The organism is Rhodococcus sp. FG69, assembly GCF_057808915.1.
Genome location: NZ_JBMDIX010000004.1, coordinates 151,481 through 175,744 on the forward strand (window position 1 = coordinate 151,481; position 24,264 = coordinate 175,744).

Annotated in this window: 20 protein-coding genes; 18 read left to right on the plus strand and 2 right to left on the minus strand. The window is 62.9% G+C overall.

Features of this window, described 5'->3' with window-relative positions:
- Nucleotides 1–22: 22 nt before the first annotated feature.
- The 18 genes from mshA to ACODSO_RS05725 all read left to right on the plus strand — a co-directional run bounded on the left by mshA (nucleotide 23) and on the right by ACODSO_RS05725 (nucleotide 22,958).
- Nucleotides 23–1,348 carry a D-inositol-3-phosphate glycosyltransferase gene (gene mshA, locus ACODSO_RS05640; protein WP_489035690.1) on the plus strand — a complete coding sequence of 442 codons (1,326 nt, stop codon included), beginning with the start codon at nucleotides 23–25 and terminating at the stop codon, nucleotides 1,346–1,348.
- Nucleotides 1,345–1,836, plus strand: coding sequence for a type III secretion system chaperone family protein (locus ACODSO_RS05645; RefSeq protein ID WP_489035691.1), 492 nt, complete (start codon nucleotides 1,345–1,347; stop codon nucleotides 1,834–1,836). Before mshA ends, ACODSO_RS05645 begins: the two co-directional genes overlap by 4 nt.
- A 224-nt stretch (nucleotides 1,837–2,060) precedes the next feature.
- On the plus strand, nucleotides 2,061–3,158 hold the full coding sequence (locus ACODSO_RS05650; RefSeq protein ID WP_489035693.1) for a BMP family lipoprotein: 1,098 nt from the start codon (nucleotides 2,061–2,063) through the stop codon (nucleotides 3,156–3,158).
- A gap of 39 nt (nucleotides 3,159–3,197) precedes the next feature.
- The gene (locus tag ACODSO_RS05655) at nucleotides 3,198–4,697 is read left to right on the plus strand and encodes an ABC transporter ATP-binding protein (RefSeq protein ID WP_489035695.1); all 1,500 of its coding nucleotides are present in this window, start codon (nucleotides 3,198–3,200) and stop codon (nucleotides 4,695–4,697) included.
- The gene (locus ACODSO_RS05660; protein WP_489035696.1) at nucleotides 4,690–5,916 is read left to right on the plus strand and encodes an ABC transporter permease; all 1,227 of its coding nucleotides are present in this window, start codon (nucleotides 4,690–4,692) and stop codon (nucleotides 5,914–5,916) included. The genes ACODSO_RS05655 and ACODSO_RS05660 overlap by 8 nt, the downstream gene beginning before the upstream one ends.
- Nucleotides 5,913–7,178, plus strand: a complete 1,266-nt coding sequence (locus ACODSO_RS05665; RefSeq protein ID WP_489035697.1) for an ABC transporter permease — start codon at nucleotides 5,913–5,915, stop codon at nucleotides 7,176–7,178. Before ACODSO_RS05660 ends, ACODSO_RS05665 begins: the two co-directional genes overlap by 4 nt.
- A gap of 483 nt (nucleotides 7,179–7,661) precedes the next feature.
- The gene (locus ACODSO_RS05670; RefSeq protein ID WP_489035699.1) at nucleotides 7,662–9,251 is read left to right on the plus strand and encodes an AMP-binding protein; all 1,590 of its coding nucleotides are present in this window, start codon (nucleotides 7,662–7,664) and stop codon (nucleotides 9,249–9,251) included.
- A gap of 218 nt (nucleotides 9,252–9,469) precedes the next feature.
- Nucleotides 9,470–10,762 (plus strand): NDMA-dependent methanol dehydrogenase, encoded by a 1,293-nt coding sequence (gene mdo / locus ACODSO_RS05675; protein WP_489035701.1) that lies wholly within the window; start codon nucleotides 9,470–9,472, stop codon nucleotides 10,760–10,762.
- Between the two features lie 96 nt (nucleotides 10,763–10,858).
- Nucleotides 10,859–12,088, plus strand: coding sequence for an AAA family ATPase (locus ACODSO_RS05680; RefSeq protein WP_489035703.1), 1,230 nt, complete (start codon nucleotides 10,859–10,861; stop codon nucleotides 12,086–12,088).
- Between the two features lie 7 nt (nucleotides 12,089–12,095).
- Nucleotides 12,096–13,622 carry a VWA domain-containing protein gene (locus ACODSO_RS05685; RefSeq protein WP_489035705.1) on the plus strand — a complete coding sequence of 509 codons (1,527 nt, stop codon included), beginning with the start codon at nucleotides 12,096–12,098 and terminating at the stop codon, nucleotides 13,620–13,622.
- Entirely contained in the window at nucleotides 13,619–14,734 is a 1,116-nt protein-coding gene (nicT, locus tag ACODSO_RS05690; protein ID WP_068380091.1) for a Nickel transporter NicT, read from the plus strand. Before ACODSO_RS05685 ends, nicT begins: the two co-directional genes overlap by 4 nt.
- Nucleotides 14,735–14,778: 44 nt before the next feature.
- Nucleotides 14,779–16,254 carry a carboxylesterase/lipase family protein gene (locus ACODSO_RS05695; protein WP_489035706.1) on the plus strand — a complete coding sequence of 492 codons (1,476 nt, stop codon included), beginning with the start codon at nucleotides 14,779–14,781 and terminating at the stop codon, nucleotides 16,252–16,254.
- A gap of 86 nt (nucleotides 16,255–16,340) precedes the next feature.
- Nucleotides 16,341–17,813: a cytochrome ubiquinol oxidase subunit I gene (locus ACODSO_RS05700; protein WP_489035708.1), complete on the plus strand. Its 1,473-nt coding sequence runs from the start codon at nucleotides 16,341–16,343 to the stop codon at nucleotides 17,811–17,813.
- Between the two features lie 9 nt (nucleotides 17,814–17,822).
- Entirely contained in the window at nucleotides 17,823–18,857 is a 1,035-nt protein-coding gene (cydB, locus tag ACODSO_RS05705) for a cytochrome d ubiquinol oxidase subunit II (RefSeq protein WP_489035710.1), read from the plus strand.
- Nucleotides 18,858–19,029: 172 nt separating this feature from the next.
- A complete protein-coding gene (locus ACODSO_RS05710; protein WP_489035755.1) occupies nucleotides 19,030–20,175 on the plus strand; it encodes a low temperature requirement protein A in 1,146 nt (381 codons plus the stop codon).
- Nucleotides 20,172–20,927 (plus strand): phosphoglyceromutase, encoded by a 756-nt coding sequence (locus ACODSO_RS05715; protein WP_068380094.1) that lies wholly within the window; start codon nucleotides 20,172–20,174, stop codon nucleotides 20,925–20,927. Before ACODSO_RS05710 ends, ACODSO_RS05715 begins: the two co-directional genes overlap by 4 nt.
- A 152-nt stretch (nucleotides 20,928–21,079) precedes the next feature.
- The gene (locus tag ACODSO_RS05720; protein WP_489035712.1) at nucleotides 21,080–22,255 is read left to right on the plus strand and encodes a sensor histidine kinase; all 1,176 of its coding nucleotides are present in this window, start codon (nucleotides 21,080–21,082) and stop codon (nucleotides 22,253–22,255) included.
- A gap of 13 nt (nucleotides 22,256–22,268) precedes the next feature.
- Nucleotides 22,269–22,958: a winged helix-turn-helix domain-containing protein gene (locus ACODSO_RS05725; RefSeq protein ID WP_489035714.1), complete on the plus strand. Its 690-nt coding sequence runs from the start codon at nucleotides 22,269–22,271 to the stop codon at nucleotides 22,956–22,958.
- A 9-nt stretch (nucleotides 22,959–22,967) separates the two neighbouring features.
- Here the strand turns inward: ACODSO_RS05725 and ACODSO_RS05730 are convergent, their stop codons facing one another.
- Nucleotides 22,968–23,285: a hypothetical protein gene (locus ACODSO_RS05730; protein ID WP_489035716.1), complete on the minus strand. Its 318-nt coding sequence runs from the start codon at nucleotides 23,283–23,285 to the stop codon at nucleotides 22,968–22,970.
- A 154-nt stretch (nucleotides 23,286–23,439) separates the two neighbouring features.
- Nucleotides 23,440–24,240 carry a DUF3109 family protein gene (locus tag ACODSO_RS05735; RefSeq protein ID WP_489035717.1) on the minus strand — a complete coding sequence of 267 codons (801 nt, stop codon included), beginning with the start codon at nucleotides 24,238–24,240 and terminating at the stop codon, nucleotides 23,440–23,442.
- Nucleotides 24,241–24,264: the final 24 nt, after the last annotated feature.

Sequence of the window (24,264 nt, forward strand, 5' to 3'; positions counted from 1 at the left end):
TGGGGGAGTGCAAAGTGGAGCGGTGAGTGGTCGTCAGTTGAACCGGGTTGCGGTCCTGTCGTTGCATACCTCCCCGCTGGCGCAGCCCGGAGTAGGCGATGCCGGCGGCATGAACGTGTACGTGTTGCAGAGCGCCAAGGAACTGGCGAAGCGGGGCGTGGAGGTCGAGATCTTCACCCGCGCGACGTCCTCCTCCGACGAACCGCTCAGCGAGGCGGCTCCCGGTGTCTGGGTGCGCAACATCGTCGCGGGACCGTTCGAGGGCCTCGACAAGCAGGATCTCCCGACGCAGCTGTGCGCGTTCGCGGCCGGGGTGCTCCGCGAGGAAGCGCGTCACGACGCCGGATACTACGACCTGGTTCATTCGCACTACTGGCTGTCGGGACAGGTCGGATGGCTGGCTCGCGACCGATGGGGCGTGCCGCTCGTGCACACCGCACACACGTTGGCTGCGGTGAAGAACGCGTCGCTGGCGGCAGGCGACTCCCCGGAGCCCGTGGCGCGACAGATCGGTGAACAACAAGTCGTGGCCGAGGCCGACCGTCTCATCGCCAACACCTCCGAAGAGGCCAAACAACTCATCGAGATCTATGGCGCCACTCCCGAATCGATCGACGTCGTCGCTCCGGGCGCGGATCTGACTCGATACCGGCCCGGTGACAAGAGTGCCGCCCGCGCCGAATTCGGCATCGATCCGCGAGAGACCGTCGTCGCCTTCGTAGGCAGGATCCAGCCGTTGAAGGCGCCGGATGTGCTGCTGCGTGCAGCAGCGGAAGTGGTAGCACGCGACCCGAGTCTTCCGCTGCGGATACTCGTCGTCGGTGGGCCTTCCGGCAGTGGGCTCGATCGTCCGGACAGCCTGATCGACCTTGCCGAGGTTCTCGGCATCTCGGCTCGCGTGACGTTCCTGCCGCCACAACCGTCGGAGAGGCTGGTACAGATCTACCGCGCCGCGGACGTCGTCGCCGTGCCGAGCTACAACGAGTCCTTCGGTCTGGTCGCGATCGAGGCGCAGGCGAGCGGGACGCCGGTGATCGCGGCCGACGTCGGTGGTCTTGGTGTGGCAGTGCGCTCTGGCGAGACCGGGGTGCTGGTGCAAGGGCACCGAACCGCCGATTGGGCGACCGCGCTCGCAAACATGGTCACCGATCGAGATGCGTTGGCGGCCATGGCGTCGAGAGCCCCGATTCACGCTGCGGACTTCTCCTGGGAGCACACGGCCGAGGGGCTACTGGGGAGCTACCGCGCAGCACAGTTCCATTTCGATCGACACGAGGCTCCCAGCGAGTTCTCGCCGCGGCGGACCCGCGGACTGTCGAAGCTACGACGGGCAGGAGTCACGGCATGAGCGACACGATCACCCTCATCGACTCGATTCTGAAGGAGCGCGAACTCGAGTATCAGCGCAAGGGAGAAAATTCCTTCGTCGTCGAGCTGCCGGGTGAGCGCAAGCTCAAGACAACGACGATGCTGACCGTCGGGCATCACGGGGTTCGGATCGAGGCGTTCGTATGCCGTAAGCCCGACGAGAACTTCGAGGGCGTTTACAAATACCTGCTGCGACGGAACCGCCGGCTGTACGGGGTGCACTACACGATCGACAAAGTGGGCGACGTGTACCTGGTCGGCCGGTTGTCGTTGCACGCGGTCACCGGCGACGAGATCGACCGCATTCTGGGTCAGGTTCTCGAAGCTGCCGACGGAGACTTCAACGTGCTGCTCGAACTCGGTTTCGCCGAGTCGATCAAGCGCGAATGGGCGTGGCGGGTGTCGCGCGGTGAATCCCTCGCCAACCTCAAAGCCTTCGAGCACCTGGTGGAAAACCAGCAGGTGTAGGTCCTGCCCTTCGGCTCGCAACTCCCACTACTGCAGGGGGTTTCGGTTGCGGCTGTCTCCACGCTGCTCAGCACCCTCACCTCACGAGAGGCGCGAGTGACTCGCGAAATCATGCGGGCACCCCGCGTGGCGGGTAGCGTCTGCGAATCAGACAAACTTGCCAGGTACTTCGACGCTTGTTCATGAGACGAGCGAACCGGGCAGCGAACCAAATGGAGGAAGTCTTGACCGTCGTCATCCGCTCACGCACTCGGAGACTGGCATTCGGCGGCGTCGCGTCGCTCGGCGCTGTCGCACTCGTCGCAGGATGTGGCTCCGCGCCCGAAGACGACGGATCGGACTCCGGGGGTAGTGCTTCGGGTGACTTCAAGCCCTGCATGGTGTCCGACGCAGGAGGTTTCGACGACAAGTCCTTCAACCAGCTCAGCTTCGAGGGCCTGACCGGGGCGTCCGAGACCCTCGGCGTCGAGCCCATCACCGTCGAATCGGCATCCCCGACGGACTACAACCCCAACATTTCCAACCTGATCGACCAGGGTTGCTCGCTGATCCTGACCGTCGGCTTCGACCTCGCGGACGCCACGGAGTCCGCTGCCGAAGCGAACACCGACATCGACTTCGCCATCATCGACGACTCGAGCATCGACCTGCCGAACGTCAAACCGCTCACTTACGACGCGGCGCAGTCCGCCTTCCTCGCCGGTTACGCCGCTGCGAGTTACTCGAAGACCGGTGTCGTCGGAACGTTCGGTGGCTCCCAGCTGCCCACCGTCACCATCTTCATGGACGGGTTCGCCGACGGCGTCAACTACTTCAATGAACAGAAGAACGGCAACGTCCGGGTCATCGGCTGGGACGTTGCCGCGCAGAACGGTTCGTTCACCGGGGGATTCGAGGCGAACGCCGTCGCGAAGAACACCGCTCAGGGTCTCATCGACCAGAACGCGGACGTGATCTTCCCCGTCGGCGGACCGATCTACCAGAGCGCCGCGCAGGCCATTCGTGACGCGTCACGACCCATCGCGCTCATCGGCGCCGACGCCGATGTCTTCGAGTCGGATCCGTCCGTCAGCGACCTGATGCTCACGTCGGTGACGAAGGGCCTCGAGACCAGTGTCGACGAGATCGTTGCGACGTCGGGTGAAGGATCGTTCGACACCACGCCGTATGTCGGAACGCTCGAGAACGGTGGTGTCGGTATCGCGCCGTTCCACGACTACGAGTCGCAGGTCGATCCCGCGTTGCAAGGCGAGCTGGACACAATCGAGGCGGGCATCATCGACGGTTCGATCACCGTCGAGTCGCCCTCCTCTCCGAAGTAGTCCCGACGCACAGTAAGAGGACATGAACGTCGAACTGCCATGAAGCTGGAACTGCAGGGCATAACGAAGCGGTTCGGATCTCTTGTCGCCAACGACTCCATCGACCTTGTCGTCGAAACGGGCGAAATCCATTGCCTTCTCGGTGAGAACGGTGCAGGCAAGTCGACACTGATGAACGTGCTCAGCGGCCTGTATCGGGCCGAGGAGGGCAAGATTCTGCTCGACGGAGTCGTGCAGGAATTCGCCGGACCGGGTGAAGCTATGGCCGCCGGGATCGGCATGGTGCACCAGCACTTCATGCTGATCCCGGTGTTCACGGTGGCCGAGAACATCATTCTCGGCCACGAGACCACCAAAAGCGGTGGGCGCCTTGACCTCGATGCTGCTCGAAAGCTGGTGCGCGAGATATCGGCGCGCTTCGGTTTCGACCTCGACCCCGACGCCAAGGTCGACGAGCTGCCCGTCGGAGTGCAGCAACGCGTCGAAATCATCAAGGCGCTCAGCCGCGATGCCACAGTGCTGGTCTTCGACGAGCCGACGGCGGTGCTCACCCCGCAGGAAACCGACGAGCTCATGCGCATCATGCGCGAACTCGCCGAGTCGGGAACCACGATCGTGTTCATCACGCACAAGCTGCGTGAGGTGCGAGAGGTCGCCGACCGTATCACCGTGATCCGGCTCGGCAAGGTCGTCGGCCAGGCCGAGCCGACGGCGACCAACGCGGAACTCGCCGCGATGATGGTCGGCCGCGACGTTCAGCTGACGGTGACGAAGGAACCTGCGCAGCCAGGTGAGGCGGCGCTGGTGGTCAAGAATCTGACGGTCTTCGACGGGGACGGCCACGCGGTCGTCGACGACGTCAGCCTCGAAGTCCACGCGGGTGAGATCCTGGCGGTAGCCGGGGTTCAGGGCAACGGGCAGAGTGAGTTCGTCGAGGCACTTCTCGGCGCTCGCGACCGGATCAGCGGAGAGATCCTTCTCGACGGCCGTTCTCTGGTCGGCTCCTCGGTCCACGACGTGTTGGCCGCCGGAGTCGGATTCGTGCCCGAGGACCGCACGGTCCACGGTCTGGTCGGCGAATTCTCGATTGCAGAGAACCTGATGCTGGACAGGTCGACGGGCGAGCCGTTCGTCCGTCGCGGCGCGATCCGCCGCGACTATCTGGACGCGTTCGCTGCCGAGAAGATCCAGGAGTTCGACGTCCGGACTCCCGGCATCGACACCGCAGTCGGACGCTTGTCCGGCGGAAACCAACAGAAGGTCGTCCTTGCGCGCGAATTGAGCCGTGAGCTTCGACTGTTCGTCGCCTCGCAGCCGACACGCGGAATCGATGTCGGCTCGATCGAGTTCGTGCACAAACGAATCGTCGCGACCAGAGACTCGGGAATCCCGGTGATCGTCGTTTCCAGTGAGCTCGACGAGGTTGCTGCCCTCGCGGACCGAATAGCCGTCATGTATCGCGGAACGATCGTCGGCATCGTGCCGGCCGACACGTCCCGCGAGGTACTGGGATTGATGATGGGTGGAGAGCATGCCTGACGCGCAAGATACGCAGCCGTCGCGCGCACATGTGATTCTGCGACAGATATTCACCGGCAGCGCAATCATTTCGGTGCTGGCAGTGTTCATGGCCGTGGTTGTCGGAGCAGTGCTGATCGCTGTCACCGACGAGCAGGTTCAGGAAGCTGCGGGCTACTTCTTCTCCCGACCGTCGGACATGCTGGTCGCGGTCTGGGACGCGGTCTCGGGAGCGTATTCCTCGTTGTTCCAGGGTGCGGTGTACAACTTCCGGCGTCCGGGATTCGAGAACGGCATCAAACCGCTGTTGGAAACGCTCACGTTCGCGACGCCGTTGATCGTCGCGGGTCTCGGTGTTGCACTTGCCTTCCGGGTCGGAATGTTCAACATCGGTGGACGCGGACAAATGCTGATCGCGGCCGCATGCGCGGGCTGGGTCGGCTTCTCCCTTCAGCTGCCCGCCGGACTGCACTTGATCCTCGCCGTACTCGCCGGAGTTCTGGGCGGCGCGGTGTGGGGTGGGATCGCCGGAGTTCTCAAGGCACGCACCGGCGCTCACGAAGTGATCGTCACGATCATGCTGAACTACGTCGCGTTCTACCTTGTCGCCTATCTGCTGAGGACGCCCGGCGCTCTGCAGGCACCGGGTCAGAACAACCCGAAGACCGCGGCCATGGAATCGACTGCGGTGTTCCCCACGCTGTTCGGTGATCGATATGCCCTGCATCTCGGGTTCGTGCTCGTGGTGATCGTGACGGTAGCGGTGTGGTGGCTGCTGGAGCGGTCGTCGCTCGGCTTCCGCTTCCGAGCCGTCGGCGAGAACCCGCACGCGTCGAAGATCGCCGGAATCAACGTCAACCGCATGTACCTGTATGCGATGGTGCTGTCCGGGGCGCTCGTCGGGCTCGCGGGCGTGACGCAGGTGCTCGGAACCGTCACCACCGGGTTCGGCGCGGACATCGACGCCGGCATCGGTTTCGACGCCATCACCGTCGCGTTGCTGGGGCGGTCGAAGCCGTGGGGTGTGTTCTTCGCGGGAATTCTGTTCGGCGGCTTCAAGGCAGGCGGATTCGCGATGCAGGCTGCGGAGGGTATTCCGATCGACATCGTGCTCGTCGTGCAGTCCGTCATCGTGCTGTTCATCGCTGCACCGCCGCTCGTCCGTGCAGTGTTCCGGTTACCTCCGCCGGGCGCTGAGATCGCGGCCCGCGCGGACACGGCGAAAGTGGGTGCGCTGTGACCGTCGTCGACGATAAGCGGGAGATCCTCGCGCCGGCGAAGAACTGGAAAGTGCCCGGTGTGCTGGCCGTCGCGACCCTCCTGGCATTGGTGTTGTTCGTTCTTCGAGCGAAGTCGGGTACCACGACGTTTGCACTTGCCAGCGAGAACGACTTCTTTCAACTCCCCGCGGTCGGGGTGCCGGCAGCAGCTACGGGCGTCGTGCTGTTCGTGGTGCTGGCGCTGATCACTGGGTTCGCTGCGTGGAATGTGGCGCGAGGGGCAGCAACTCCACTGTGGCTGCTCGGCGTCTATGCCGTGGTGTTCGTTCTGGGCTTTCTGACGTGGGCCGCGGTCGGTGCGACGGTGCCCGTGCCGGGCCTGTTGATCGGAGCCGTCGCCCTGAGTACGCCGCTCATCTTCGGTGCGATGGGCGGCGTCATCTCCGAGCGCGTCGGAGTAATCAACATCGCCATCGAAGGGCAGTTGCTGTCCGGTGCGTTCGTCAGCGCGGTCGTGGCCTCGGTGACGGGGTCGACCTACGTTGCGCTGCTTGCAGCGTTGATCGCCGGAGCATTGACGGCATCACTGCTCGCGATGTTCTCGATCAAGTACTTCGTCAATCAAGTCATCGTCGGCGTCGTCCTCAACGTCCTGGTCGTCGGCCTGACGAGTTTCCTGTATTCGGTCGTCCTGACGAAGAACACGGAAACGTTGAACGCGCCACCACGGTTCGCGCGCATCGAGATTCCGTTCCTGTCCCAGATCCCGGTGGTCGGACCGGTGCTGTTTCGCCAGACTCTGATCGTCTACCTGATGTATGTCGTCGTGGCCATGGTGTGGTTCGGGTTGTTCCACACGAAGTGGGGCCTACGGCTTCGCTCGGTCGGTGAGCACCCACAGGCAGCGGACACCGTCGGTATCAACGTGGCACGGACGAGGTTCTGGAACGTGTGTCTGGCCGGTGCCATCGCTGGACTCGGCGGTGCCTACTTCACGCTCGGATCCGTCGGGGCGTTCGGCAAGGAGATGACGGCGGGCGCGGGCTACATCGCACTTGCGGCGGTCATCTTCGGGCGGTGGGATCCGATCCGGGCGACGTTGGCCGCGTTGCTGTTCGGCTTCGCGTCGAACCTCCAGAATGTGCTCGGAATCATCGGATCCCCGGTACCGAGCGAGTTCATGTTGATGCTTCCGTACGTCGTGACGATCTTCGCGGTCGCGGGACTCGTCGGGCACGTTCGGGGGCCTGCAGCGGCAGGGAAACCGTATTCGAAATCCTGACAGCCGTCAGCCCCGCCTCCTGGGGAGAGACGGGGCTGACAGCGCTCGGCCTTCGAGTTGAATCAGCGACCGAAGCGGAACCAGTTGAACCAATCTGGAATCTGCGGCCCGAACTGTTGCATTGGCTGGGCGAAGTTGTGGTAAAAGTCGTTGAACATCGAAATCTCCTGTGTCGTCGTTTGGTTGACCTAATCGAAACTACTTGTCTCTCTGGATGTTTCAAGTAATCCTCGGGAGTTGTGCGCATCTCCGGAGCGGCTTGACAGGAACGGAATCGAAGCTGGGATTCTCACAGCTATTGCGGCCGGGCGACCAGGCCCTGCACGCATGCACGGACAAGACTCCGGGCGCCACCCTCTGGGCCAGATTCGAAGTGAACTGACAGCTGGCAAGTATCTGACTGAAGAGTAGGTAGATGTCTGATGTGACGGCCTTCACTGTAGTGTTTTGTCATAATTGCCGTTGTTTGTTCGAAGGAGAGCCATGAGCTTCAACAGTCCCTTTCCCGACGTCGAGATCCCGAATCTGAGTGTCTACGACTACCTGTTCGGATCGATCGCGGACGCCGATCTGGAAAAGCCTGCGCTGATCGATGGCACCTCCGGGGCCGTCACCACGTATCAGGCTTTGATCGGGCAGATCGATAGCATCGCCGGTGCCCTCGCTGCGCGCGGACTCGAGCTCGGTGACGTCGTCGGCCTGCACTCGCCCAACGTGCCGGCATTCGCGTCGGTGCTGCACGGCATCCTGCGTGCAGGCGGAACGGCCACCACCATCAATGCTCTGTACACGGCGGAGGACATCGCCAAGCAGCTCACCGGTTCGGGCGCGAAGTTCCTCTTCACCGTCTCGCCGCTGTACCCGCAGGCCAAGGCGGCGGCGGAGAAGGCGGGGATCGCCGACGATCACATCATCGTTCTCGACGGCGCCGACGGGCACCCGAGTCTGAAGGACCTGCTCACTCAGGGCGCCCCGGCCCCTGATGTGTCGTTCGATCCGGCGACGCAGGTCGCGGTGCTGCCGTACTCCTCGGGCACCACGGGCGTCCCGAAGGGCGTGATCCTGACGCACCGCAACCTCGTCGCCAACGTCGCGCAGATGGAGCCGCGTGTCGGGATCGACTCCGACGACGCCGTCCTCGCAGTGCTGCCGTTCTTCCACATCTACGGTTTGACGGTGTTGCTCAACATCGCGTTGAAGTTGCGCGCCCGGTTGGTGACGATGCCGAAGTTCGATCTGGTGGAGTTCCTTCGGATCATCCAGGACAACAAGCTGACGTACCTCTTCATCGCTCCGCCGGTGGCTGTCGCGCTCGCGAAGCATCCGCTGATCGACCAGTACGACCTCTCGAGTGTGCACACAGTCTTCTCCGGTGCTGCCCCGCTGGACGAGGAGCTCGGCAAGGCCGTTTCGACGCGACTCGGCGCCCGTATTCGTCAGGGTTACGGGATGAGCGAGCTCAGTCCGGTCAGCCACGCGATTCCGTTCGATCGTGACGACATGCCGCTCAGCTCGGTCGGTCTTCCGCTCGCGAACACCGTCAACAAGCTGGTCGATCCGGCAAGCGGCGAGGAAATCGAGCTTCCCACCGAGGGCCGGTCCAAGCCGGGCGAGCTGTGGGTCAAGGGTCCCAACGTGATGGTCGGGTACCTCAACAATCCCGCCGCCACGGCGGACACGCTCGACGACGACGGCTACCTGCACACCGGTGACATCGCTGTCGTCGACGCCGAGGGCGTGGTCTTCATCGTCGACCGGCTCAAAGAGCTGATCAAGTACAAGGGCTACCAGGTGCCGCCCGCCGAGCTCGAGGCGTTGCTGTTGACGCATCCGGAGGTCGCCGACGTAGCTGTCATCGGCGTTCTCGACGACGAGGGCGAAGAGGTACCGAAGGCGTTCGTCGTGCTGCAGCCGAACGCGACGATCGACGAGGGCGGAATCATGGCGTTCGTGTCCGAGCGCGTGTCCCCGCACAAGAAGGTGCGCAAGGTCGAGTTCATCGAGACCGTCCCGAAGTCGGCTGCGGGCAAGATCCTGCGCAAGGACCTGCGGGCCGCAGAATCGGCCAAGTAGCTACAGTCGCCGACACAGACTCTTCGAGCCCCCTACCCGATCGGGTAGGGGGCTCTCCTGTCTCTTCGGTACCCACTTGGGACCGAACGGAACAGTCTCGCCCGAAAGGGCCGCATTGCATCCTGCGCGGATCTAGCGTCGTTTTCAGCATCGTGGGTGTTCCACCGCGTTGCGCGAATGACTTACTTACATCCGTTTCGCGGAGAGGATGCACTGCCATGCAGGTCGACGAACTGCTCAAACCGTTCCCAATCAAGGAGTTCCACCCGTTCCCTCGTGCCATGATGGGCCCGGGCGCACACGAGATGATCGGTCCCGAGGCACTCAAACTCGGATTCAAGAAAACCCTCGTGATGACCACGGGGCTGCGTGGCACGGACACGGTGCACAAGATCGTGGAGTCGATGAAGTACCACGGCCTCGAAGTCGTGCTCTACGACAAGGTCGAGTCCAATCCCAAGGACTACAACGTCATGGATTCGGTCGCGATGTACACCGAAAACAAGTGTGACAGTTTCGTGTCCATCGGCGGAGGTTCTGCGCACGACGCCTGCAAGGGTGCCCGCATCTCCGTGGCGCACGACGGCCGCAGCGTCAACGAGTTCGAGGGCTTCAACAAGAGCGAGAACCCGAAGAACCCGCCGCACATCGCCGTGTCGACGACGGCAGGAACCGGCTCGGAGACCTCGTGGGCCTACGTGATCACCGACACCACGACCGATCCGGACAACCCGCACAAGTACGTTGCCTTCGACGACGCGTCGGTGACCTCCCTCGCGATCGACGACCCGGTCCTGTACTACACGTGCCCGACCGACTACACCGCACAGTGTGGATTCGACGTACTCGCGCATGCGAGCGAACCGTACGTGTCGCGTCTGAACTTCGAACCGTCGAAGGGCAACGCACTGCACGCGATCAAGATGACCGTCCAGAACCTGCGTGCCGCAACGTGGAACGGCGAGGATCTGCCCGGTCGCGAAGGCATGATGTACGCGCAGTACATCGCCGCCCAGGCTTTCAACTCCGGTGGCCTCGGAATCATCCACTCGATCAGCCACGCAGTCAGCGCGTTCTACGACACCCACCACGGACTGAACAACGCCATCGCGTTGCCTCGGGTGTGGGCGTTCAACATGACGGCCGACTACCGCAAGTTCGCCGATATCGCCGTCGCCATGGGCATCGACACTCATGGAATGTCGGATCAGCGTGCCTCGCACGCTGCGCTCGAAGCCGCCATCCAGCTTCTGCGTGACGTGGGCATCCCGGAGAAGTTCGCCGACGTCGACCAGAACAGCTACAGCAAGAACCGGCTCGGCAAGGGACCGACCAAGTTCTACGAGAACTCGCCGAAGATCGTCGGCGACGATGCGGACATCGATCGCATCACGCACCACGTTCTCGGTGACGCCTGCACCCCGGGCAACCTGAAGGAATGCACGTTCGAGACGGTCCGGCCCGTCGTCGAACACTCCGTTCACGGAGACCTCGACGACCTGATCGGCTGACCCTTTCGCTCCCGCCCCTGGCTTCTTTCGATGCCGCCGGTGGGCGGGAGCGCGAACGGCACAACCTAGTACCACTGCTCTGGAAGGAACACCCACGTGTCAGTCCCGACGCCCATCAATGCTTCGGCACAGCATGATTTCGAATCCGTCGACGACGTCGTCGTCCGCTTCGGCGAGGCTGGATACATCGCCGACGACCGTCTCGCCACCACGGTGTTCCTGCAGTCCAGGCTGGACAAACCGGTCCTGCTCGAAGGTCCTGCCGGTGTCGGAAAGACCGAACTGGCAAAGACTCTCGCGGAGGTGACCGGACGAAGACTGTTGCGACTGCAGTGCTACGAGGGCCAGGACGAGACGAAGGCCCTGTACGAGTGGGACTACGGCAAGCAGCTTCTGTACACCCAGGTGCTGAAGGAGAAGATCGGGCAACTGGTCGCCGATGCGGAAACTCTCGGCGAGGCGGTCGACCGGATCTCGGCTCAGGAAAGTGTCTTCTTCTCCGAACGGTTCCTGGCTCCGCGTCCGCTACTCGAGGCCATCCGGTCCGAGGAACCCGTCGTGCTGTTGATCGACGAGGTCGATCGCGCCGACGAGGCGCTCGAAGCGGTGTTGCTCGAACTTCTCGGCGAGAACCAGGTGTCCGTCCCCGAGCTCGGGACGTTCACCGCGAAGATCCCGCCCTATGTGATTCTGACGTCGAACAACACGCGTGACCTGTCCGCTGCGCTGAAACGCCGTTGCCTGCACAGCTTCCTGGACTACCCGACGGCCGAGCGTGAACTCGACATCGTCAACTCGAAGGATACCGGCCTGTCGGAGGCTCTGGCCGGCCAGCTCGTTCAGGTGGTGCGCGGATTGCGGGAGCTCGAGCTGCGCAAGTCGCCGAGCATCTCCGAAACCGTGGACTGGGCGAAGACTCTCGCTGTCCTCGGCGCAAGCGAGTTGACGGCCAAGTTGCTGAGCGACACGGTGTCCGTCGTCGTCAAGTACGACAAGGATGTGCGCAAGGCAACCAGTGCGATCCCGCGGCTGATCGATCCGAACGCCGTGATCGACGAGGACCACGGCCATGGGCACGGCCACGGCCATGGGCACGGTCACGAGGGGGACCACACCCACGACCCGGTTGCTGTTGTTGTCGAAGAGGACAATTCGGGTCCGGACGGACGTGCGATCCGCGCGGCGAAGAACGAACCCGGCCGCCACGGCAACTATTACGGCGGAACCAGCGCTGTCCCCCCGACGCCCGCGAAGGATGTGCCGAAGACACAGGGAAGTCGTTCGTTCGCCGGCGGCTTCGGTGGCAAGAAGAACCGAAAGGGCTGAGCGAGTCGTGGAGCAGAGCCTGCATCGATTCGTGCGGTTGCTTCGGTTGCGCGGCATGAGGATTTCGGTACCCGAGATGCTCGATGCCATGCAGGCCGCGGCACAACCGGGGATGCTGGAGAATCGGCGGCTCCTGCGAGAGGCGCTCCGTGTCTCACTGGTCAAGGATCGCGACGGTGACCCGGTGTTCGAGGAAGTCTTCGAGCTGTTCTTCGCGCTCGTGAAGGTGCAGAACGACGATGGCCAGCGCGGGCACGGACACGGTCACGACGACCTCTCCGACGAAGGAGTCCTCGAATCCTTCACGCTCAGTGAGGAACCGGGGAATCTACCCGAGCAGGGGCACGAGCACGGGGCGCCCTCGGATATTCGTGAGTTCTTCGATCCGGACGATCTCGCCACGCAGTACAACTTGCACCAGGAAGCGAACAAGATCGATCTCGCCTCGATGACCGACGAGATCGTGTTCAGCAAGGACTCGACCAGCAATCTCGGTGAGGGTGAACGCGTCCAGATCGAGACCGATCACCTAAAGGGTGGCGGTATTCCGGGTGCGATCTCCACGACCACCGGAACCAAAGTCGACGCGGACCTGTCCGTCGCCGAGCAGGATGCACTCTTCGGCTGGCTCGACGACCTTCCCGACGAGGTTCAGGGTGACGTCCTCGACGAGGCGACGGCATTGCGTCGACGACTCGCCGGCGTCCTCGCCAATTTGCCTGAGGCCTTGAAGCATCATTTGGAAACGCTTCTCGCACTGGAGAACACTGTCGTCGAAGGACGCGAGGACCGCGTCGCGAAGGTCGATCACGTCGGGGAGCTCGAGCGCGCCGAATTGGAGGAGTCGTTGCGTCGGCTGACGCACAGCCTGCACGGGGCACTGACGCACCGCCGTAAGGCGGGTGCACGGGGCCGAGTGGATTCGGGACGGACGATGCGCCGGAACATGCGCTACGACGGCGTCCCCTTCCGGCCGGTGACGGTGCAGCGAAGCGAGGACAAACCACGTCTACTGCTGCTGACAGACGTGAGCCTGTCGGTCCGCGCCACCGCGCGGTTCACCCTGCATCTGGTCCACGGATTGCAGGATCTCGTCAGCCAGGTTCGAACGTTCGCGTTCGTGTCGGATCTGGTGGAGATCACCGACCTCTTCGCCGACCACAGCGTCGAGCACGCGTTGGGGTTGGTGTTCGGCGGCGACGTTCTCGACGTCGATGCCAATTCCGACCACGGCAACGCGTTCAGCCAGTTCCTGGAGGACCACGGAAATGCGGTGAGCCGTCGAACCACGGTTCTCGTGTTGGCAGATGGTCGCTCGAACGGCCTGGATCCGCGCGTCGAAGCATTCGCGGAGATCACCAGGCGCGCGAAGGAGACCATCTGGCTCACCCCGGAACCGCGGTACTCGTGGGGACTCGGGTCCTGTGACCTGCCGGAATACGCGCAGTATTGTCAACGAGTTCGCGTCGTGCGAGATCTGACGGGGCTCACCAGCACTGCCGACGCTTTGGCGACGGAACAGGTGGGACGATGACAACGCTGGAGAAACCACCGGAGGCCACGGATCGGCGTAGCCGGTTCACGCGAGACGAAATTCCGCGACTCGTCGGGATGTTCGTGTTCATCGTGGGCCTGCACGTGCTGGGGTGGGGCCTGTTCGTCCACTACAATTCCATTCCCCGCATCCACGAATTGACCGGCGCCGACGGCACTCTCGTGTACGCGGGCGCGGGTGTACTCGCGTACACGCTCGGAATGCGGCATGCATTCGACGCGGACCACATCGCGGCAATCGACGACACCACGCGATTCCTGCTGCAGAAGGGCAAGCGGCCGTTGGCAGTCGGGTTGTTCTTCTCTCTCGGACACTCGACGGTGGTGTTCGTCTTCGTCGCAGCGATCGCACTGGTCGCGTCCAAGGCGACGGCGTTCCAGGACGCGTTCGCGGGCGTCGGCGGCATTATCGGCACTCTCGTGTCGGGTACGTTTCTGTATTTGATTGCAGCGCTGAACTTCGCGGTGCTCGCGGGGATCGTGCGGGTATGGCGTCGCGCCAAGCGCGGTGAATATTCCGAGGAACACCTGGACGATCTTCTCGCCAAGCGTGGTCTCATGAACCGCATCTTCCGTGGCCGCTACGACCGTTACATCAAGGATTCGTGGCAGATGTACCCACTCGGTCTGCTGTTCGGGCTCGGATTCGACACCGCCACCCAGGTCGGGCTACTCGCGGTCGCCGGAACCACCGCCATGGCAGGCGGATTACCGCCGATGGCGATCATCGCGCTGCCGATCCTCTTCACCGCGGGAATGACGACGATGGACACCATCGACGGAATCTTCATGTCGAAGGCATACGGGTGGGCATTCGTCACACCGGTGCGCAAGATCTACTACAACATCACGATGACGTCGCTGTCGATCTTCGTCGCAGTGGTCATTGGGTCGGTCCAGTTGCTTTCGTTGCTCGGCGACGAATTCGGACTCAGCGGGCAGCCGTGGGAATTTCTGGCGTCGATCAACCTCAACCTCGCCGGCCAAATCGTCGTTGGCACGTTCTTCGTCGTATGGATTTCAGCGTTGGTCTACTACAAGGTCGCCAAGGTGGATCAGAAGTTCGCGGCGGCACAGACTCGCGACCACTGAGCGTATCCGGCACATCGCGCCCAGTTTTTCGGTAGTAAGGACCCATGGACGTCACTGTCGACATTGCCCAGGGTCGGTTGCGCGGACAGCGCACCGGAGCAGCTACTACGTTTCTCGGAATTCCTTACGCCGAAGCGCCCTTCGGATCACTGCGGTTCGCAGCCCCCTCGTCACCGCCGTCGTGGTCCGGAGTGCGTGATGCGGTGTCTCTGGGGGCCACCGCTCCCAAGATCGGGTACCGACCCCCGACCAGCGAGATCCTGACCGAACCCGTCGTACCGGGCCAGGACTGCCTGAACCTGAACGTGTGGACGCCGGATGTTGCCGAGACGGGTCTGCCGGTCTTCGTCTGGATCCACGGCGGCGCATTCGTCAACGGCTCCAACGCTGTCCCGATATACGACGGTTCTGCCTTCGCACGCGACGGCATCGTCGCAGTCGCGATCAACTACCGGCTGGGCGCGGACGGATTCGCACGCGTCGAGGGTGCCCCGGCCAACCGTGGCCTGCTCGACCAGGTCGCCGCGCTGGAATGGGTCCGCGAGAACATCGCGGCGTTCGGCGGAGATCCAGCTCGGGTGACCATCGCGGGGGAGTCGGCCGGCGCGATGAGCGTCGGGACGCTGCTGTCGATGCCGCGCGCGGACGGGCTGTTCCATCGCGCCATCCTGCAGAGCGGAGCGGGACATCACGTGATCAGTGAGGACACCGCCACGAAGGTCGCTGCGGCGCTGGCCGAGGCAGTCGGGGTCGCCCCGACGGTCGATGGGCTCGGCTCGGTCTCGGTGGATCGGCTCGTCGATGCCCAGCGGGAGCTCGGCGACCGGATCACGGCGGAAGCTCCGACCGGGGCATGGGGTGAACTGGCGTTCAACATGATGCCGTTCGAGCCGTACATCGACGGCGACGTCGTCCCCGACCTGCCGTATCGACGAATCGTCGAAGGCGCAGGATCGAGCGTGGACATACTCATCGGCACGACGAGTGAGGAGTTCGCGTTCTTCCTCGTTCCCGCAGGAGTGACCGAGTACATCGACTCCGCACGGGTTCGGTTGGTACTCGCTGCCTACGGCGTCGACGTCGATGCGGCTGTCGACGCCTATCGCGCCCAGTTTCCGGACGCCACACCGGGTGAGCTGTTCATCGCCCTCATGACCGACTGGTTCTTCCGTATTCCAGCGCTGAGGGTCGTCGAGTCGAGGGAGGGGCGAGCGTTCGTGTACGAATTCACCTGGCGTTCGTCGTTGTTCGACGGTCGACTCGGTGCATGCCATGCCCTCGAGATCCCGTTCGTGTTCGATGTTCTGGACAAGCCCGAGACAGCTCGCATCACCGGGGCGAATCCTCCGCAGAAGGTTGCCGACGAGATGCACCGAGCGTGGGTCGACTTCGTTCGTGACGGTTCGCCCGGCTGGGTGCAGTACGGGAGCGACAGGTCGGTAATGATGTTCGGCGAGCAGTCCGGTGTGGTCGACGATCCGCGGCCCTCGACGCGGCAAGTGTGGGCGGGGGTGCGCTGACCTCCCCGGTCGGTGGCGTGAATTCCGCACGCACGACCAGCTCGACGGGTCTATAGTCACCAGCATTGCGGTGAGCTGGGGTGGCCATGGACGCTTTGGATCTGTCGAGGTGGCAGTTCGGAATCACGACTGTCTACCACTTCGTTCTGGTGCCCTTGACGATCGGTCTTGCGCCGATGATCGCCGTCATGCAGACGATGTGGATGATCACCAAGAAGGATCATTGGTATCGCCTCACCAAATTCTTCGGCAAGTTGTTCCTGATCAACTTCGCGCTCGGAGTGGCGACCGGGATCGTGCAGGAATTCCAGTTCGGCATGAACTGGAGCGAGTACTCGCGCTTCGTGGGCGATGTGTTCGGTGCACCATTGGCGATGGAGGGGCTCGTCGCGTTCTTCCTCGAATCCACTTTCCTGGGTCTGTGGATATTCGGGTGGGATCGGCTGCCTCGGGGCGTGCACCTGGCCACCATCTGGTTGGTCGCGATCGGGGTCAATGCGTCCGGCTACTTCATCGTCGTCGCGAACTCGTTCATGCAGCATCCAGTCGGTGCCGAGTACAACTCCGAAACCGGTCGGGCGCAGCTGACGAGCATCGGAGATCTGCTGTCGAACAACACTGCGTTGGTCGCCTATCCGCACGTCATCGCTGGGGCATTCCTGACGGCCGGGACCTTCGTCGCGGGGATTTCCGGGTGGTGGATGGTGCGAAATGTCCGCCGCGCTCGGGATGCCGAGGCGGGTGAGGCTGCACAACTGACCGACGACGCTCGGCGAATGTTTCGTCCGGCAACGCGATTGGCATTGCTGGTCATGATCGTCGCGGGCGTCGCGGTGGCATGGACGGGCGATTCGCAGGGCAAATTGATGTTCGTGCAGCAGCCGATGAAGATGGCGTCGGCGGAATCGTTGTGCAATACCGAGACCGATCCGAACTTCTCGGTGCTGACCATCGGTACACACAACAACTGCGACAGTGTCACCTCGGTGATAGAGCTGCCGTTCGTCCTTCCGTTCCTTGCCGAGGGCAAGTTCTCCGGTGTCACGCTCCAGGGTGTCAACCAGCTCCAGGAGCAGTACGAGCAGGAGTTCGGTCCGGGAAACTACACGCCCAATCTGTTCGTGACGTACTGGGCGTTTCGGGCCATGATCGGGCTCGCTGCGGGATCGGCGGCTCTCGCACTGGCAGGGCTATGGGTGACGCGTCGTGGGCGCGTCCCCGATCAGCGGTGGTACTCCTGGCTCGCGCTGATCGCCATTCCGATGCCGTTCCTTGCCAACAGTGCCGGATGGGTCTTCACCGAGATGGGTCGGCAGCCGTGGATGGTCCACCCCAATCCCACCGGTGTCGACATGATCAGGCTGACCGTCGATCAGGGCGTCTCGAATCATTCCGCGGCGACAGTGTGGGTTTCGATCATCACGTTCACGCTGCTGTACGGCGCGCTGGGTGTCGTGTGGTTGAAACTCATGATTCGGTACGCGAAGGAGGGGCCGCAGGATCACGACAAGAATCCACCGGATCCTGCTGAGCCCAAACAGCTTTCGTTCGAGTACTAGGAGACGACCATGGGACTTCCCGAACTGTGGTTCGTCATCGTCGCAGTGCTGTTCGTCGGGTATTTCCTATTGGAAGGGTTCGACTTCGGTGTCGGGATGCTGATGCCCATCGTGGGTCGGCGAACGGGGATACCGCCCGACGTTCGTCGCAGGGTCGCGCTCAACACGATCGGGCCGGTATGGGACGGCAACGAGGTCTGGCTGATCACCGCGGGCGGAGCATTGTTCGCGGCGTTCCCGGACTGGTACGCGACGCTGTTCTCCGGCTTCTACATTCCGCTGCTGATCATTCTGGTGGCGTTGATCGTCCGCATCGTCGCCATCGAATGGCGCGCGAAGATCGACGATGACGCCTGGCGTCGGCGGTGCGACTGGGGGATCGTCTTCGGTTCCTGGGTCCCCGCAGTGCTATGGGGAGTTGCATTCGCGAACATAGTGCGCGGCGTCGAGATCGATGCGCAGAAACAGGTGGTCTCCAGCTTCTTCGATCTCCTGAACCCGTACGCACTGTTGGGCGGTGTGACAACGGCTCTTGTGTTCGCGTTGCACGGTGCCGTATTTCTTGCCTTGAAGTCCGCCGACGAGATTCGCGAGGATGCAGTGGCGATCGCCGCGCGGCTCGCGATTCCGGCAGTTCCGGTCGCGGGTGCCTTCGTGTTGTGGACACAGATCGCATACGGAACGGGGTGGACGTGGATATTGGTGGTGCTCGCGGCCGGGGCTCTGCTCGGGGTAGTGGCGACGACCCGGATGGAACGTGAAGGCTGGGCTTTCGCGCTCACATCCGTGGCGATCGTCAGTACGGTGACGCTGCTGTTCGCCTCGCTGTTTCCGAACGTCATGCCGTCCACACTGGATCCGGTGTACAGCCTGACCGTGGCGAACGCGTCGTCGAGCCCCTACACGCTCGGTGTCATGACGTGGGTCGCAGCTTTCATGACGCCGGTGGTCGTGCTCTACCAAGGCTGGACGTACTGGGTGTTCCGGCAGCGGATCTCCACCTCGGCGATCGGGCGATCGCACGGGTTGAAGTTCAGCAGCTGAATCGAGGGCGTCGGGAAGCTAGCACCAATTTTGCCGACCTGGCACACGCGCTCGGACGTGACAACTGTGCCTAGCTTGGCAAAAACGGTGCTAGCTTGCCTCGATTGATCCCGTGGAATCGCTTATCGTCCTACCCGTGAACCTACCGACGTCGTCGTTCCGTCTCACCCCGATGAGCCCACGCGATCCGAAGCAACCTCATCGTTCCGCGAGTCCGCTCGAGCTGTTCTTCGACCTGGTCTTCGTCATCGCAGTCAGCATCGCCGCAGTGCAGTTGCATCACTCGTTGACCGAGAACCACATCGCCGAAGGCATCGTGAGCTACCTGATGGTGTTCTTCGCCATCTGGTGGGCGTGGATGAACTTCACCTGGTTCGCGACGTCGTTCGACAACGACGACTGGCTGTACCGGGTGCTGACGGTCGTGCAGATGGCAGGCGTGCTCGTCCTGGCGGCAGGGATCGAGCCGGCGTTCGCAGACAAAGAATTCGCCACCCTGGTACTCGGCTACGTGGTCATGCGCGTCGCGATGGTGGCGCAATGGGTGCGTGCATCGACGTCGTCGGAACACCGCAGGACCGCGCTGACGTATGCGGGCGGGATCGCTGCGCTGCAGGTGCTGTGGGTGCTGTGGCTCCTGATTCCGGGCGGTCCGGCACAGGGAATCTTGTTCGTGGTGTTCGCCGCTGCGGAGATCATGATTCCTGTCGTCGCCGAGAAGACCGGCGGCACGACGCCGTGGAATCCCCACCACATCACCGAGCGCTACGGGTTGTTCACCCTCATCCTGTTGGGTGAGAGTCTGCTCGCGTCGGCCAACGCGATCATCGAAGCCCTGCAAGAAGATACCGCTCTCGCACCGTTGATTTCGATCTCGGTGCTGACCCTCGTCGTGACGGCGGCGCTCTGGTGGATCTATTTCTGGCCACCGCACCACAAGGCGATCGGCACCCTCACGAACTCGCTGAAGTACGGGTACGTGCACTACTTCATCTTCGCTGCCGCAGGTGCGTTCTCGGCAGGCATCGAGGTCGAGATCGACGTGCTGACCAATCACAGCGAGCTGGGCGACGTAGCCGCGTCGTTCACGGTGACAGTTCCGATCGCCGTGTTCGTACTCGGAATCTGGTTCATCGCCATCAAGGACAACGCCGATCGACTCGTCAACACCATCGTTCCGGTCGGTGCGCTGCTGGTTCTTCTCGACCCGCTGATCCCCATACCCATCACGCTGACCGCAGTGGTCATGGTTGTCGTCGTCGCGGTACTCGTCGTGCACCGACCCCTCGAAGCCGAACATGAGAAACTGACCCCATGAGCATCGGAACCTTGATTTTGCTTCGCCACGGCGAGAGTGAGTGGAACGCGTCCAATCAGTTCACCGGATGGGTTGACGTCCGTCTGACGGAGAAGGGCGAGGCCGAGGGCAAGCGCGCGGGCGAGCTACTTGCCGAGGCAGGTGTTCTGCCCGATGTGCTGTACACGTCGCTGCTGCGCCGTGCGATCAGCACCGCGAACATCGCGCTCGATGCAGCCGACCGCCACTGGATCCCCGTCGTCCGTGACTGGCGCCTGAACGAGCGCCACTACGGCGCCTTGCAGGGGCTCAACAAGGCCGAGACCAAGGAAAAGTTCGGCGACGAGCAGTTCATGCTGTGGCGTCGGAGCTACGACACCCCGCCGCCCGCGATCGAAGCAGCCAGCGAATACAGCCAGGACGGCGATCCGCGATACGCAGATCTGCCGAGCGTGCCGATGACCGAGTGCCTGAAGGACGTCGTCGACCGGCTCATCCCGTACTTCGAAGAGACGATTGTCGCCGAGCTGAAAGCGGGCAAGAACGTGCTCGTCGCTGCCCATGGCAACTCGCTTCGTGCTCTGGTGAAGTACCTCGACGAGATCTCCGACGCCGACATCGCCGGCCTGAACATCCCGACGGGTATCCCGCTGCAGTACAACTTCGGCGATGGAGACGGAAAACTCGTCCCGACGAACCCGGGCGGAACGTACCTCGACCCGGAAGCTGCGGCCGCCGGAGCAGCTGCGGTCGCCAATCAGGGTGCCAAGTAGGTCCATCTGTGGCTTCGCAGGGCCCACTTCGGTGGGTCCTGCGGACAACTCCAGGTGAACGGTCGAAGAACACTGCCGACGAAGGCTATGACTACCAGGGAAATGCCTGCACCCTGCGTATGTGAGCTGTCCATCGAACGTACGATTCGGGTGTGAGTGTTACATCGGCTGTGCTGCTGGCTATTGCGACGGCCTTCGTGGGATATCTCGTCGGCGGGGTCCTGATCCCCTATCTCGCAACCCGGCACTCGGAGCGGACACGGGCGAGCTCGGGCCTGACGATGTCCCAGGTACTGGATCTGATCATCCTTGCGTCGGAGAGCGGAATCGCGGTCGTCGACCGGTTTCACGACGTGGTGCTGTCCAATCCGCGGGCCGAGGAGCTCGGTCTGGTGCGTAATCGCCTGATCGACGATCGTGCGTGGGAAGCTGCTCAGAAGGTGCTCGCAGACGGCAATCCAGTGGAAGTCGACATCAGTTCCAAAGATGTACGAACCAGCACCAGCCGCGACCGCATGGCCGTGCGATGCGTGGCGCGGATGCTCAGCAAGGAAGACCAACGGTTCGTCGTCCTGTTCGCCGACGATGATTCCGAGCAGGTCCGGATGGAAGCAACGCGTCGGGACTTCGTCGCCAATGTCAGCCACGAACTGAAGACGCCCGTCGGCGCGATGAGTTTGCTCGCCGAAGCGTTGCTCGAATCCGCCGACGATCCTGACTCCGTGCGCCACTTCGGCGGAAAAGTAGTTGCCGAATCCAAGCGGCTCGGCAACATGGTGACCGAACTGATCGCCCTCTCACGGTTGCAAGGCGCAGAGAAGCTGCCCGATCTCGAGGTAGTCGACGTAGACACCGTCGTCAACGAGGCCCTCGATCGATCCAAGATCGCCGCAGAGAACGCGGGCATCACGGTCACGACCGATCACCCGAGCGGCCTGGAGGTGCTCGGTGATCAAGCGCTGTTGGTCACCGCGCTCGCAAATCTCATCCAGAACGCCATTGCGTACTCGTCCGATGGCTCGCCGGTGTCCGTTACTCGTGCACTGCGCAACGGCTACGTCGCGTTCGCGGTCACCGACCGTGGCATCGGAATAGCCAAGGAAGACCAAGAGCGGGTCTTCGAACGATTCTTCCGCGTCGACAAAGCTCGTTCGCGGGCAACGGGAGGGACAGGTCTCGGCCTGGCCATCGCCAAACACGTCGCAGCCAACCACAACGGGAGTATCTCGCTGTGGAGCAAGCTCGGCACCGGATCGACCTTCACCCTGCAGATCCCCGCCTATTTCGAAGAAGACGACCTCGGGTCGACAGAAGGAGAACTACAGTGACCGGGAACCTACAGTGACCAACGTACTGATCGTCGAAGACGAAGAATCGTTGGCCGATCCGCTGGCCTTTCTCCTGCGCAAAGAAGGATTCGAAGCCACCGTCGTCGGCGACGGACCGGCGGCGCTCGCCGAATTCGACAGAGCCGGAGCAGATATCGTGCTTCTGGATCTCATGCTTCCCGGCATGAGCGGCACGGACGTGTGCAAGCAGTTGCGTGCGCGTTCCGGTGTTCCCGTCATCATGGTCACTGCGCGGGACAGTGAGATCGACAAGGTCGTCGGACTCGAACTCGGTGCGGACGACTATGTGACCAAGCCGTATTCGGCGCGGGAGCTGATCGCTCGCATCCGTGCAGTACTTCGCCGCGGCAGCGACGCGGAGCTCGACGGCGCCGCGGACACGGGCGTGTTGGAGGCCGGCCCGGTCCGCATGGACGTCGAACGCCATGTGGTGATGGTGAACTCCGAGCAGATCACATTGCCGCTGAAGGAATTCGATCTCCTCGAGTACCTACTGCGGAATTCGGGACGGGTGCTCACGCGTGGTCAGTTGATCGACCGAGTGTGGGGCGCCGACTATGTGGGCGACACCAAAACCCTGGACGTGCACGTGAAGCGGCTTCGGTCGAAGATCGAGACCGACCCGGCCAAGCCCGAGCACCTCGTCACCGTCCGCGGATTGGGATACAAGCTCGAAGGATGAGTGCGAGGGTCAGGTCAGGAACCAGGCGTCCCGTAGTGGGTACTGGGCGGCCCGGACGAGCCAGCGACCTTCCTGACGGCACTCCTTCTGGACGTAATGCCCGTCCCCGCGGCATTCGATCAACCGGGACGTTCCGTACGGGCTGACGACGATCGACTTCGCGCCCGGCGTGTAGGCACTTCCGGTGCTGATACCGCCGGGTGCGAACACATCCACGAACTCACCCGTCGCGTCGTACCAGCTCCATGGATCGGCCGACGCGGTCGGTGCGAGGCCGGCCGCCAAGCCGAGCGCGATTGCCGTTGTCGCAACCAGTTTCTTGATCATGGAATGCCCTTCGTCGCCGTGTATCGGTGCTCGCAGTGTCGTACGGACATGCGCCGGGAGGAGCCGATCGAAGTGATTTCATCCGAAAAGGATCAGGGGGTCGGAGCCGCCTTCGGGGGTGCTGGCGGCGGAGCCGCCAGCAGGTCCTGCAGCGCTACTTGGTGCGCTGCGCCTCACGCGTTGCAGGGTGGACCGCGATGAGTCCGAGGCCGCGGCGACGTGTGCACAGCGATGCCAGCTCCTCGTATGCGGGCTTGCCGAGCAACTCGATCAACTCGGGCCGGTAGGACTCGAATACCTGCTTGCTGCCGACGTGTGCGTCGGGGGAGCCTGAGCAGTACCAGGCCAGATCGTGACCGCCCTCGCCCCAACCTCGACGGTCGTACTCACCGATGGTGGTCTTGAGCACCTCGGTACCGTCCGGGCGCGTGATCCAATCCTGGGTGCGGCGGATAGGCAGCTGCCAGCACACGTCCGGCTTCACCTCGAGCGGTTCGATGCCTGTGCGCAACGCCATCGAATGCAGTGCGCACCCGATTCCGCCGGCGAACCCGGGGCGGTTCTGGAAGATGCATGCGCCCTTGTACCGGCGAGTACGCAGCGACTGTTCGTCGTCGAGATCGTCGTACTCGACGTAGCCCTTCTTGCCGAGGCCCTTGTCCATCAGCTGCCAGTCCTCGGCAGTGAGCAACTTCACCGACGCGTCGAGCTTGTTCTTGTCGTCCTCGTCGGATAGGAACGCGCCGTGTGAGCAGCAGCCGTCGTCGGGCCGTCCTGCGACGGTTCCCTGGCAGGCGGGAGTGCCGAACACGCACGTCCAATTCGACAACAGCCACGTGAGATCTGCCGCGATGATGTGTTCGGAGTTGTCCGGATCTGGAAATTCCACCCATTCTCGGGGAAAGTCCAGGTCGACTTCTGCAGCAAAAACCGGCTGCTTGCTACCTGCTGTCACAAGTGACGACGGTAGACCCAGTAC